The sequence below is a fragment of the Edaphobacter sp. genome (assembly GCF_035763405.1).
Lineage (GTDB): Bacteria > Acidobacteriota > Terriglobia > Terriglobales > Acidobacteriaceae > Edaphobacter.
Map to the genome: position 1 here is coordinate 1 of NZ_DASUBE010000053.1, position 13,143 is coordinate 13,143.

General features: G+C 59.5%; 4 protein-coding genes. 2 read left to right on the forward strand and 2 right to left on the reverse strand.

The window, feature by feature from the left end:
- Nucleotides 1–237: 237 nt before the first annotated feature.
- Together VFU66_RS05250 and VFU66_RS05255 are read left to right on the forward strand one after the other, a co-directional pair.
- Entirely contained in the window at nucleotides 238–3,945 is a 3,708-nt protein-coding gene (locus VFU66_RS05250) for a TonB-dependent receptor (RefSeq protein ID WP_326445188.1), read from the forward strand.
- A gap of 280 nt (nucleotides 3,946–4,225) precedes the next feature.
- Nucleotides 4,226–7,486, forward strand: coding sequence for a DUF4450 domain-containing protein (locus VFU66_RS05255; protein WP_326445189.1), 3,261 nt, complete (start codon nucleotides 4,226–4,228; stop codon nucleotides 7,484–7,486).
- 366 nt (nucleotides 7,487–7,852) lie between these two features.
- On the opposite strand, the gene VFU66_RS05260 is transcribed toward VFU66_RS05255, so the two are convergent.
- Entirely contained in the window at nucleotides 7,853–10,057 is a 2,205-nt protein-coding gene (locus VFU66_RS05260; RefSeq protein ID WP_326445190.1) for a glycoside hydrolase family 31 protein, read from the reverse strand.
- 40 nt (nucleotides 10,058–10,097) lie between these two features.
- Nucleotides 10,098–12,854: a DUF5695 domain-containing protein gene (locus VFU66_RS05265; RefSeq protein WP_326445191.1), complete on the reverse strand. Its 2,757-nt coding sequence runs from the start codon at nucleotides 12,852–12,854 to the stop codon at nucleotides 10,098–10,100.
- Nucleotides 12,855–13,143: the final 289 nt, after the last annotated feature.

Genomic DNA, 13,143 nt, shown 5'->3' on the forward strand with positions numbered 1-13,143 from the left:
CGAACAAGCTCTCCACAATGCTATCGCCCAACTACTCCCCACCATCACCGCCAAAGACGCAAACGCTTGGTTCAGACTCCCCTTCGCACCGCTACAGTAAAAGGTAATATGCTCTAGATAGCCTTTCCTGCCGTTTCCCCCGTTGTTTTCAAATGAAAATCAATTTCTATTGACAAACACATGTTCGCCACCATACATTCAAAGCCACCTTCCGAAATCCAACAGGGGAATTGTTTCATGACGCTCTTTTCCGAACTTCAATCTGCACTGCGCCGACTTGCCCAGTCATTGCTGCCGGTGATGCTTGTGTCCATTGGGCTGCTGCCGGCTGCCCATGCGCAGATCGCCGGACAGGGCGCTATCTCCGGGACAATCACCGACCCGAGCGGCGCGGTTATTCCGGGCGCTACGGTCCGGGCGACGGCCAACGCGACCGGTGTTACCACCACGCGCGAGTCCACCGGCAATGGCTACTATATGTTGTCGCCTCTGATGCCGGGCGTGTACACGGTCGTTGTGAGCGCGCCAGGGTTTCGCAGCTTCAAGCAGGAGAAGGTCACGGTCGACGCGCTGGGCACGGTTGGGTTGAACGCGAAGCTGTCGCTTGGCAGCACATCAGACACGGTGACGGTATCAACCGCGCCTCCGCCGCTACAGACGGAGAACGCCACCCTCGGAGCGGTCATGGAGAACTCGACCTACTCGGAGCTTCCTCTCCAGATCACCTCGGGCGGCCCGCGCGACCCGACCAGCTTTGCGTCCTTGATGCCCGGCGTCACCAGCGGAGGACGCTCCGGCATCTTCAACGGCGCAGGTTCGGGCAACTCGAACGAGATGTACATCGAGGGCGTTCCACAGACGACGGTTGACTCGCAGGGCGACGACCGTAAGCTGAACCAGAACCTCTCTGTGGATGCAGTCGATCAGTTTCAGGTGCAGACCAGCGGCTCCTCGGCCCAGTATCAGGGCCTAGGCGTCGAGAACTACTCGATCAAGCAGGGAAGCAACACCTTCCACGGCGGCGCGAACTTCTTCATCCGCAACACCGCATTCGACACCTGGGGCTACACGCAGCCCTGGACCACGATTGTCCGGTCCGATGGCACCAAGGGATACCCGACCTCGAAGACGCCCGAGCACCAGAACGAGCTCTCGCTCTCTCTCGGCGGTCCCATCCTTCGTAACAAGTTGTTCTTCTTCGCCAACTACGATCGCTTCCACTATCGCGGCACGACGAACCCGACCTACCAGACGATCCCCACGCCGGATGCGCGGAATGGCGATTTCACGGCATACGCCGCGGCGAACCCCGGCTACAACATCTACGACCCGACGACGGTGGCGGCCTGCACGGCTGCACACGGCGGCGTGACCTGCGCCAACCAGTTCATGGGCATGAAGAACGGAGTGCCTACGCCGAACGTCATTCCATCTTCGAAGATATCGACTATTGCGCAGGCGATGCAGAAGTATCTGCCGCCGGTGGCGAACTCCTCGCTCACCAACAACTACCTAGCGGGGCGCGTGACGGGGCTGGACGTGTGGGGCTTCACTGGGCGTCTCGATTACACGCTCAACTCGAAGCAGCAGATCTCGCTGATCTCGACCTCCGGTGTCAAGCACATCCCACCGTATGACTACGGCTCGAGCTCGGTCCTGCCTTTCCCCTATACCAACGGCACACTCGTAACCGAATCCACGACGACCGACATTATCAAGCACACCTACATCGTGACCCCGCACGCGGTCAACCAGCTTCGGTACGGCCTCACCCGGTTCTGGGCCCCGATCAAGAACGCTACCGATGGCGGGTCCGTGACGGCGAAGAGTCTCGGCATCGGCAACCTGCCTGCCGGTCTGGCCTCCACGACCTTCCCCGGCGCTTCCTTCTCGGGCGGTGTGGATGGCCCATCCGGCTTCTCGGCCCCAACCGGGTACCACGAGGCGGTCAATACCTACACGCTGGGCGACGAGTTCCAGTGGGTGCATGGGCGCCACTCGTTCACCTTCGGCGGCACGTATCAGTGGTTGCAGTTCAACCAGTCCGTCTCCGACAGCGCGTCGAAGCCTGTCTCTTTTACGTACAAGAACACCACGACGGCCGGATACAACAGCAAGGGACAGATCATTCCTACCAGCGGCTTCTCCTATGCCAGCTTCCTGCTCGGCGCGGTTGATTCAACTTCGCTTTACATTCAGAACTTCTCGACATTGGGGGCGCGCTACAAGGCATTCTCGCCCTACGTGCAGGACGACTACAAAGTCACCAAGAACCTGACGCTCAACCTCGGTCTTCGCTGGGACCTCTATACGCCGTTTACCGAAGCGCAGAACCGCTGGTCCGGCTTTAGCCCAACCGTCATCAATCCCGCGACGAACACTCCAGGCGCGGTGATTTACATGGGCAGCGGCAATGGAGCTTGCAATTGTCACACCACGGTGAATACCTGGTACAAGAACCTGGGACCGCGCGTGGGCTTTGCGTATCATGCGACTCCGCGCGATGTGGTCCGCGGCGCGTTCGACGTCATGTACACGCACAGCGGCGGCGTGGGCGGATCGAGCGGCGGCAACTACAATGGCACGGGCCAGACGGGCCTGACCGTGAGCGCACCGTTTGCCGACTCCGGCCAGGGCGGCCAGCCTGCCTTCTACCTCAACCCGGCTTTTGGCAACACGAGCATTCCCACCTACTCGACCGCGCTGAATCCGACCGCAACTGCAAACGCGGGCAATTACCTGGTGAACGGAGTCGCGCCGACGGCCTCCGGCGTCTCTTACGCCGATCCATATCTCTCTGGACGCGCTCCTTATACAGAGAGTTGGAACTTCGGCATTCAGCACCTGCTGACAAGCAACCTGACCCTGAGCGTGGACTACGCCGCCAATCAGGGGCACTTCCTGGTTGCCGGACTGCGCGGCTATTACCACAACCAGATGGCGCCGCAGTATCAGGTGCTCGGCACGCTGCTGAAGCAACTGCCGGGCAATGTGGACAATACCACTCACAAGACCTATCTACAGGAGGCGCAGGCCATTCTTCCCGGCATTGCCCTTCCGTATGCAAACTACGGCGGCTCGTCGGCGACGATCGGCCAGATGCTCAAGCCGTTCCCGCAGTACTCCGGCATGACCGACACGTGGGGCGATGTGGGCAACAGCAACTACAACGCGCTTCAGATCAGTCTTGCGCAGCGTCCCTGGCACGGGTTGAGCTACACGCTCAACTACACCTATGCGAAGACGATTGACGATATCTCCGGTTCGCGCAGCGGCTACGCGATTCCGAACAACGTCATCGACGGCGGACACGGTACCGTCGAAGCGAACCGAATCGACCGCACAGTCAGCTCCAGCAGCATCCCGAACAACCTGCGCATCTTTGGCGTCTACAGCCTGCCATTCGGCAGCGGACGCCAGTTCGGGGCGAACAGCGCCTGGGTCCGCGCCCTTGCCGGCGGATGGAAGCTGTCGTTCATCTTCACGAAGATCTCCGGCGGTCCGCTCTCGATCTCTGGAAGAAGTTGCCAGACGCCCGGAAGCTGCTATCCCAGCTACAACACGACTCACTCCGGCCCTGTTCGCATCAATGGCGGCTATGGCAAGGGAGTTACAGCAACGACCTTCGGCAGCGTCAAGTACATCGACGCTTCGGCCTTCGTGGCAACCCCCGGCAACGGAGGCTACAACTTCGGCAACGCCGATCGCAACGCGCCGTATAACCTGTACAACACGGGCAACTATAACCTCGACGGCGGTGTTCGGCGTGAGTTCCCGATCTTCGAGCGTGTTCACTTCATTTTTCAGGCGGACGCGCTCAATGTCACCAATCACACTCAGTTCGGAGGCCTGGGCGTATCGCTGGCAAGCGGTTCGTTCGGGAGCTTGTCCAAGCAAGGCAATAGCTCACGCGACTGGCAGTTTGCCGGAAAGCTCAACTTCTAAGGCTATTCTCTCGATGGTATGGAGCGGGCCTTCGGCCCTTCGATGGTTGCGCCTCTATACCTTTTTGAGAACTTAGAGCGGTTTCGGTTTGGTTGTAGACGGGAGAGGCAGAGAGTTGCATTTCCCACCCTTTGTGCAAAAAGCGCACAAGGGATGGGGCAGCCGAACTTCTGTACCCACCTGAATCGAAATGCTCTAAACCAGCTTCCAACTCACGGCCGCGGCGACTGCTATCCTATAGCCGCCGCGGCCGCCCGTTTTTTGTGGATGGCAAATCAGCATGAGCTATTTCCCCTTCTGGACACGCCGCCGCTTCCTCGCGGGTTCGACCGTCGCTGCCGCCCTTATAGCAGGAGACCCCCTCGCCTTCGCCCAAAGACATCAGTCGCCACATTCCGCAGCATCCTCGCCTGAAGAGATTACCGGAAAAGTGCGCGGGCTGATGAAAGGCCAGACAGCGCGTCCCATGCGCTACCTTCCCGGCAACGGGGGCTTTCATGTTCAAAACGGCAGCGAGTTCTTCAACCGCCCGCTCTACGGACCGAACAACGCATTTCGCGTCGACGCCGGAGACCTGCCGGAGTTCTCGCTTTATCTGCCCGGTCACGGAGGCAATCTTCGCCTCGGCATCGCGGCGGAAGGCTCGGCGAAGTGGCTTCACGAAGCGCACAAGATCGACGCAGTCTATCGCGCTGGGCGAATGTTCTACGAGGTCCGCGACCCATTGCTTCAGCAGGGGGCTCTGCGCGTTGAAATCATGACTATGGCGGAAGGCTCCGGCCTCTACATCCATGTCGAAGCAGCAGAGCTTCCCGCCGGTGCGCGGCTGCTATGGGCCTTCGGCGGCGTCAGCGGGCGCAAGGGAAAACGCGGTGGCGACATCGGCTGCGAAGTTGAACCCGTCAGTCTCTTCTTCCAGCTCAGGCCGGAAGAGTGCAAAGGCAATGCATACGCGCTTCACGAAAATACCTCGTCGCTTCACAGCAAAGCCGCAGACATGATGTTCCACTTCCCGCGTGGCTCCGTGCTCGGGCTTGGAGATGCGGCGCGGTGGAACGCAGGCTGGGAGGCGTTGTCCCGCCCGTCTGCCGCAGAAATCACCCTGCCTGTCCTGCTTGGATCGGTCGAGATAGCCAGCGGCGAACCGCTCTCGATTGCGTTGCGCCGCGAGACCGAATCGCAATCGCCGCTCAACGAACCATTCGCAGACGCAATCGCTGCACGCGCCTTGCAGTTGGACGCGATCTCCACTCGCGTCTCGATAACCACGCCCGATGAATACATCAACCTTGCTGCCGGTGCGCTCAACACCGCAGCCGACGCCCTCTGGGACAGCGCACAAGGCTGCGTCATGCACGGTGCCGTCGCATGGCGTGTTCCGCTCGCGGGATGGCGCGGCCCCTACGTGCTCGACGCAACCGGCCAGCACGACCGCTTCCGCCAGCATGCGAGGCACTGGATCGCCCGCCAGAATCGCTCGCCGATCACAACGTCCGATCCGGCAACAGGACATCCCGACCCAGGCTCTCATCTCGCGCGCACCGAGAATCTTCTGCATAGCCGGGGAGACATCTCGCACAACCACTACGACATGAACCTGGTCTTCTTCGATACTGTCCTCCGGCATCTACAGTGGACGCGCGATCTCGACTTCGCAAAAGAGATATGGCCCGCGCTCATGCTGCATCTCGATTGGGAGCGCCGTCTCTTCCGCCGCACCTACACCGTCGATGGCGCAAACCTCCCACTCTATGAAGCCTACGCATGTATCTGGGCGAGCGATAATCTGCAATACAACGGCGGAGGTGCGGCTCATTCCACAGCCTACAACTACTATGCGAACAAGTGGGCAGCGCGCATAGCCAAACTGATCGGCGAAGACCCGGCGCCATATGAACGCGAAGCCGATCTGATCCGCCAAGGCATGAGCGAACTCCTCTGGTTGCCGGAACAGGGAACCTTCGCAGAATCAAAAGACATCCTCGGCATGCAGACGGCCTACACCTCGCCCGCGCTCTGGACGATCTACCACACCATCGACTCCGAGGTCGCATCGCCCAGCGAAGCGCAGCAGATGGTAGCCGAGCGCCTTGCCGCGCTCAGGCACGTTCCCATTCACGGCGAAGGCGTACCCACTGAAGGACTCTACATTCTCCCGTGCTCCGACTGGATGCCCTATATCTGGTCACTCAATCTTCTCCTGCTGGCCGAAAACATGCACATGGCGCTCGCACTCTGGCAGGCAGGCCGGGCCGATGAAGCCTTCCGCATCTTCAAGGGCAACCTGATCGACTCCATGTTCCAGGGCCTCACCCCCGGCAACTTCCACATGACCTCGCAGCTTGACGTGCACCGCCAGGAGGCGCAGCGAGACTTTGGCGACCCCATCGGCATCGCATCACGCGCCTTGATCGAAGGCCTCTTCGGCATCAAACCCAACCTGCTCGACGAGACCGTCACCATACGACCCGGCTTTCCCAGCTCGTGGAACAACGCCGCGCTCGACCATCCCGACATCCATCTCAAATGGCAGCGTAAAGAGCAGCACGAATCGTTCGCCGTCATCTCACATTTCGCAAAGCCCGTCGAACTCATCCTGCATCTTCGCGCGCCGCGTACTGGAGCTGTTGCAGTAAAGATCAACGGATCGGCTGTCCATGCAACACATCTTCACAACTCGCCAAACGCCCAAATCGAGATTCGTGCAAGCAAAAGTTCATCATGGAACATTGAAGTCGAGTGGTCCGGCGAACTCATCGCGCCGCAACCCGCCATCGCAGCGCGCGTACTCGCGCATACGCAGCAACCAGCTCGAACCATCCGCAGCGAAGAGCACGCAGAGCCAATCGACCTCTCCGCCCTGCTCACGCATCGCCTCAGCGACCTCTTCACGCGTAGTTACACCGCTCCCCGCTCGCCCTACTGCTCGCTCTCAATCCCGGAGCAGGGAATTGGCGCATGGGCCGCCTTCGACACCCAACCGCAGATAGATGATCGAGGAATCTACCGCGCCAGCGGCATCCTCGAAACTCCGCTCAACGTCCCATTCCACGTTCCCCAAGACCGCAGCGCGCCAAACTGCATCTTCCTCTCCCACTGGCAGCAGGACCGCTCGTCGATCGAGATTCCTCTCTCTGGCAAAGCAAGCTCGCTCTATCTTCTCTTGGCGGGTACAACATTCCCGCAGTGCAGCCGCATGACCCACGCCGTAATCCGCGCACACTACATAGACGGTAGCTCGTCCACGCTTGAGCTGCGCAATCCAGAAAACTGGTGGCCCATGGAGCAAGACTATCTCATCGACGACTATCTGTTCGTTGACGAAGCCCCTTGCCCTCCCCGCGTCGATCTCCGGACCGGATCCGTCCGCATCCTCGATCCCATCAGCTTTCGCGGAAAGGGAACTACCGTCGAGGGCGGAGCGGCGACCATCGTAGAGCTTGCGCTTGATCCTGACAGACCGCTACGCAACCTCTCCATCGAAGTGAAACTCTATGGAATTGTGGTCGGTGTGTTATCCGCTACACTTGTGCGCTCGTAGTCAATCTGCTCTCCGTAGCACAGTACCCAGCAGACATTACTGTTTCAGACTATGGCTCGAGATTCTTGCCCTTTGTTGCAATGCAAGGAGAGATCATCGCGGAAAGGGCGTGCGGTGGAATGGGCTTATTTTCAGACGGTTTTACTTTGCGGCGCGAGAGGCAGTTCGTCTTGGTAGTAACCTCCCGAAACAGGGTGATACCAAATTCTTGCAGAATCGCATCCCCCGGTAGGAAAATTGGGGGAAAAATGGGCACGCTATAGAACTTCGGCAAGCTCTTGATGTCGCACAGTTGTTGGTTCCTTCAATCCGCTCCAGCTTATGAGCTGAACAAGGCTGCCGTTCGAGAAGCCAGTGTTTTTGAGCTTATAGATTGACTGTGGTGATGTGGCCTTGAACGGTCACGAGCTTTTTTGCTCCATGATCCATTGCCTGAACCCACACCTTCCTTCCAGATGACGGTCTGCTTCCTGCCGCCCATGCCATCGTTAGTTTTCTCGATGCATCATCCCAGGCGCAGTCGATTCTTGTGAACTCGCTTTGCCGGTATCGGAAGCTCGTTCCATCGTCTTCATACCAACTGAAGCGGCCATCCGCGCCGGGATAGACCCGAAGCGTAACCGGTTCTTCACCATGCTCCGCCGTATGCTGCCGTACCGGTCCCATTGCCACGATTCCGCCCGCCCGCACATACAGAGGAATCGTCGTCAGGTCGACCTCGCGTGTCACCTCGCTGCCGCCTTCGACCCGTTGATTGTTCCAGAAGTCCCACCACGTCCCCGGCGGCAGATAGCTCTTCCTGCTTGTCGCTCCTGCTTCCAGTACCGGCGCAACCAGAAAATGATCGCCCCACAGATACTCGTCCTCGATCAGGACGGACTTTGCATCCTGTGGCCATGCAGTCCAGAGCGCGCGCATTAGCGGCAAGCCTGTTCTGTGCGCCTGTTCAACAGCGGAGTAGATGTAGGGCAGCATCTGGTAGCGAAGCTCGAGATATTTCCTACAGATCGGCTCCACCTGGTCGTTGTGCAAATCCTGCTGACGGGGCCAGCCGGTCAGCCGTTCGGCTCCCTCCAGCGGACCAGGCGTTCCCATGTTCCAGCCCCACGGCAGACGCAGCTTCCAGGCGCGACCATGCGAGCGGAAGAGTGGGCAGAACGCGCTGAACTGAAACCACCGCACATAAAGCTCCGGCGTCAGCTCGCGCGTCGGCACGAAGCCGCCCGTATCTGTTCCCCAATAAGGAATGCCGCAAAGGCCCACGTTGATCCCATTCATTACCTGAGTGGCCAACGCCTCCCAGCTCGAATCGATGTCTCCCGACCAGAGCCATCCATATCGTTGCAGGCCCGCATATCCGTTGCGGTGCAGAGCGAAGGGCCTCCGCTCCGGATGCGCCTTGATCTGTCCCTCCCAGTACATCTCGTTACGCTCAAGCCGAGCCGTCACCGGGAGCGAGTCGCCTTCATCGGGCCACCACCCATCGACGCCAATCTCTTCGAGCGGCATGTGTTCCGCCCAATAGGGAACGGCATCGCCCAGCTCGTGAGCGGCGGCGCCTGTGTCGGTGAGCTTCCCGTGAAAGTCGTAAGGCGGCACCACGTGCAGCACAACCTTAAGGTGTTGCTCGTGAAACTCCCGAAGCATCTCTCGTGGGTCCGGAAAGACATCGGCATTAAACGTGAACGAGCCGTGTCCGGTGTTCCATCCCGAAGGACAGAACCCTGTGCCCAGATAGATCAGCGCGTCGCATGGCAGTTTCTTCTCGCGAAAGGTCTTCGCAATGCCGAGAACCTCGTCGCGGCTGGCCAGCGTGCGGTGCGACTGCATATATCCGAGCGACCACAGCGGAGGCAGGTGCGGATACCCGGTCAGGTCGGCATACCCGCGCAACACGTCGGCGGGCGTATCGCCGAGTACCAGATACACATTGCGCGTCGAATTGGCAACCGACGACTGTACCATTCCGCGATCACCGGTCAAATTGAACGCTCCAACCGGCTGACCAATGAAGATGCCCCAGCCTTCCGGGCTGATGAGCCATGGAATCGACACGCGGGCACCGGCCGTGCGCAGGCCCGGCGAACCCTCGCCATTCCTCATCCCGTCTCTGGTGCCGCGACGGTCGAGGCCGCTCAATCCCTCGCCCATTCCGAACAGTGGCTGGCTACCCAGGAGAAACCGTACTGACGTGCTGTCCTTTTCAAACTCGATCTCCTGCCGCACCTTCTGCGCTTCGTCCGCCACGGTGATCCGTAGCGGATTCTCGGCCACCTGGATGCGGTACTTCCCCCAGTTCACATAGCTTCCTGAGGCGCTTCGGGCAAGCGCAACTTCATGCGGATGGTCCATGATTCCCAACTCGCGCACGGGAGGCGGCGCAACCGCAGGCGCGATGCCGATGTGCAGCACGTGCGGCGTTATTGCTGTGAGCTTCAGGTCAAGTTTTCCGGGCTCACCAGCCTGCACCGAAAACAGGTTCGCCGCGCTGACCTGGCGCAGCAGCAGCGATTGCGCCAGCCCTGCCCCTAAGCCGCTCAGCACGGACCTGCGTGTCAGCTTTGCCGTCATTGTTCTCTCCCTCGACGATGCGATGTAAGATTTTCCGACGCTAACTCGGAACGATTTCTACTTGAGCGTTCGAGCTTCCGGCAGGAATGCGGAGTTGGAGCGGCTTCTTTGCGCCAGAATGGAATTCCTTCGTCTCCTGGCCGCAAATGATCTTGTAAGTATGGTCTGGCAATCCTGTAACCAGAAGCTGCGCTTCCCCGCTGGCTGTGGCTTCGGTTTCCAGCGTAAAGAGGAACCTTTGTCGATCCTTGAACCACTCGATCGGCTGTTCTTTCGCAAACCGCGCGCCTGTCAGCTCGAAATCGATCTTCTGACCAGTCACGCGCAGATGCAGACGACGGCGTAATCCATCGCGGGGAACGATGCGTAGAGAAGCCTTTCCGGCGCGCATCTCGCCGCCAAAGCAGAATTGTCCGAAGACCGGATCATCGGCAACGATGGTCGCAGCCGTCCGTAACGCACCGCAGTAGCCCAGGTCCGTCTCGCAGGAGTAGTACCAGGGGCCACGGTGATGCGGTTGTCCGAGCCACGTCATACCGTAGGCAGCCGGCTCGAATCCACCGCCCGTTCCACCATCGTTTGCCTCGCTCGGATACCAATATCCAAAGCCGGATTCCCGCGTGCCCGTATTCATCAAGGCCCACGAGCTGAGGAAAGAAGCGTAGCCAAGCCGGATTGTGGCGTCGGGCTCACGGCCCTCGTAGAGTGCATGGTTCAGCACGCCCCACCCGCCCATCGGAGACATGTAGCTCAGCGTGAAGGAGTCGCCCCCGCCACCGCGATAGTCGCTGCCGTAGCAGTAGTACGCCTTCTCGATGACGCCGCGGCAGAAGAGATTGTCCCTGATCTGCTCGCTCGCAAACTTGACGGTTGCCTCAGGCGTGATGCCCGGCGTCGATGGATGATCGAGCGCATATCGCGCAATGGCCTGGGTTGATTCGAAGCCGGTCGAATCAAACGCATACTCCGAACCATAGAGGTTCGGGTTTCCTGCGACGAAGAACGCAACCTTCTTCTCCCAATGCATCCGCAACCGCGAAGCCTCGTCATGCTTGCTCACCAGGTCCAGCTCTTCGATCAGTTGCGGAATCACGACCTCGTTATAGAAGCCCGTCTGGTACGCGGACCACCCAGTCACCTGCATGGGAATCGTAAACATGCCGAGCGCCGTGCCGTATGCCCGTTCCAGGTAGGTCGTGCGGTCCAGCTTCGTCTTGATGCCCGGATAGTCGCGAGCAATGCGGTACATGCTGAAGTACATCACCACGATGTGCGGATAATCGTAAGGCCGCCAGATATGGAGCTTGCCCTTCGGCCCCGGATCACTACTGTCGCGGTTGTGCTTCCAGTCGGGGATGCCGTAGATGCCGTAACTGTGGCTCTCCTTGGTGGTACGCTGCAGGCCGCCCCAGACGAAGTGCTCGATGTAATAGTCCAGCGTCTCCACCTGGGCCTGATGGGGGAACTCCGCGTTCTTGCTGGCCAGATACGCGGGCTTGCTCAAACCCGGGTCGTCGCAGGTCACTTCGTAAATGCGCCAGCCCTTGATGCGGTCGTAGTTGTCCGGGCTCAGCAATACTTGCGAGTCCATGTTCCACTCGGCCAGCAGTCCGTTGTACCACTTGTCAGCGTCGCGGATCTGATGCTTTGTGGTGAACGCGGCTCGTTTGTGAATGAGCGTCTCCAGCGGCTCGGCGGCGAAGAACTCCAGCCGCGTCGAGCGGCCCGCGCCGTGGTTGATCGTCAGCATGTTTTCACCAAGCCGCTCGAACTTTACCCGGTAGAGCCTGCCTCCCTCCCTCTCGCCAAGCGGTTCAATCCTCGTCTGCTCCGGGTGTTCGGCAACGATGCTCTTAATCGGATCACGCGACCGGATGGCCACACAGGTAGACAAATCCGCCGGCACCGTCATGCCGGGCGCAATTTCGACATCAAGCAGGCCCGCATCCACCAGCCGCTGTCGCACGCCAGCGTAATCCCGTGCACCGGCAAATTGAAAGGCATAGGTACGGTCGGCCCCGGCTTTACCTGCGGGCGCCAGCGTAACGCTCGTGCGCGGCTGACGCCATCTGCCTCCGGCCGCCTGCACCGCCTCGCCCACAGCCACCGAATGGACATACGCGCGGAAGGCAGGGCGTTGGCCTCTCTCTCCCCGTTCTCCCCGAGAATGGTCCCAGTACTCCAACGATGTATTGCGCTCAGGTGTCATCACCAGATAGGGTCCGACGCTGTTCGCGCGCATCCAGAACAGAAACGAACCGTGCCCGGAGATAAAGCTATGCTTCAAAACCGGAATGCTCTCAGCCCCTTTAGGGCTAAACGTGGAGTGCATCGGCAAGGGAAGCGCCAGGTCGCCAACCTCAATCGGATCGGACGATGTGTTAAGTAAACGGATCGTCCACCGCAGTAGGTTGCCCCGAGGTTTCAGCCGAATCGTTATTGCGAGCGCCTCGCCGCGATCATCCTGCACGACATACGTCCCATTAGTGTTTGCCGACGCCGTCGTATCCCCTGAATTGAACCTCTGCCACGCACCGTTCGCACGCCGCCACGCAATCTCAACGTGGCCGAGTTTCTGCCCTGTTGCTACATAGTTCGTCGGAAAGGCGTCCCCCGCGAAGCGGAGGCTGGTCAGAGCATTTCCCTCAAACTCAAGAAGAAACGGGGAAGCTGCACTGGGGGAACCGGATACGTCGGTCGTCTTGCCGTGCTCTGAAGCCGAAGAAAGCGACGACAAAGACATGCCCGCGGTAAATGTAGCTGCCCCTAGCAAAAACTCACGGCGGTTGCCAGCCATCCAATACCTCGCAAAGTGTATACAAAAATGTATTCTAATGTGGAAACCCTGTCAAAAACAGAGATGCGGCCTCCAAACAGAAGCGAGAAGCATGGATGCCTCAAAGAGGTTGGAGAGCATGACCCACCTGCTCTGGCATGGCAACTCCGAGAAGGCTCGATCGGCTGGTTTAGTTTTAGGCAGGAATGGTATCCATATCGCATCGCGAGATGCATTTGTTCGTCAGGAATTCTGTTTTGCGGTCGTCGCGAAGTGAATAGACCGGGTTTTCAGCGCTGATGAGCCACTT

Bases quoted from the DNA above. Each gene is read 5' to 3' on its own strand.
- VFU66_RS05250 (WP_326445188.1), top strand. From the start codon at position 238: ATGACGCTCTTTTCCGAACTTCAATCTGCACTGCGCCGACTTGCCCAG.
- VFU66_RS05255 (WP_326445189.1), top strand. From the start codon at position 4,226: ATGAGCTATTTCCCCTTCTGGACACGCCGCCGCTTCCTCGCGGGTTCG.
- VFU66_RS05260 (WP_326445190.1), bottom strand. From the start codon at position 10,057: ATGACGGCAAAGCTGACACGCAGGTCCGTGCTGAGCGGCTTAGGGGCA.
- VFU66_RS05265 (WP_326445191.1), bottom strand. From the start codon at position 12,854: ATGGCTGGCAACCGCCGTGAGTTTTTGCTAGGGGCAGCTACATTTACC.